Source organism: Mesorhizobium sp. M7A.F.Ca.CA.001.10.2.1 (genome assembly GCF_003998575.1).
Lineage (GTDB): Bacteria > Pseudomonadota > Alphaproteobacteria > Rhizobiales > Rhizobiaceae > Mesorhizobium.
In genome coordinates, this window is sequence record NZ_RZQY01001247.1 from 1 (window position 1) to 650 (window position 650).

The 650-nt window shown below is 69.1% G+C and carries 1 protein-coding gene; it reads right to left on the reverse strand.

Annotated features, from left to right (window positions below; all coding sequences use genetic code 11):
- A partial coding sequence (locus EN964_RS36425; protein WP_245490758.1) for an FGGY-family carbohydrate kinase occupies window positions 1-650 on the reverse strand: 650 nt, incomplete at both ends.

The following is a 650-nucleotide window of genomic DNA, read 5'->3' on the forward strand; positions in this document are numbered from 1 at the left end:
GTGACGTGCAGCGTGTCGATCAGATAGCCATTTTCGTTCAGTGCCTCCAGCACGTGGCGCACGCCGAGCGCGATGCCGACGGCGGTGCGCCAGTAGAGCTTGCACAGGCTGTCGAAGGAGGAGTCCAGCGTCAGCCCGCTGACGACGCCGACCGCATGCGGATCGGCGAGCGGTGAGCGGTTGCCATGAAAGTCGGGCAGCACATGCAGCCTTGCGGCGAGGTTGTCGCCCTCGGTGGCGCGCAGCTCGGCGACACGCCCGGCGATCTTCGCATGCATGGCGGCATCCGGCTCGCCGCCGGCGCCGTGCCAGCGGATGATGTGGTCGAGCAGGGCGCCGGTCGCCGACTGGCCGCCTTCCGACAGCCACAGTCTCGGCAGCGCCGCGCCGTAGTATGGCCCCCAGACGCCGGCGAAAGGCTGCGGATCGGGCGACATCGCCATCACGCAGCTCGATGTGCCGGCGATCAGCGCCAAATGCCGGCCGATGTCCTGTTCGTCGCCGGCAAAGCCGCCGAGCACGCCAAGCGCGCCGGCATAGGCATCGATGACCCCGGCGCCGACCCGGCATTTCTCGCTCAGCCCAAGCTCGGCCGCCGCTTGCGCCGTCAATCGACCGATATCGGCGCCGGGGTCATCGATGCCTATGCC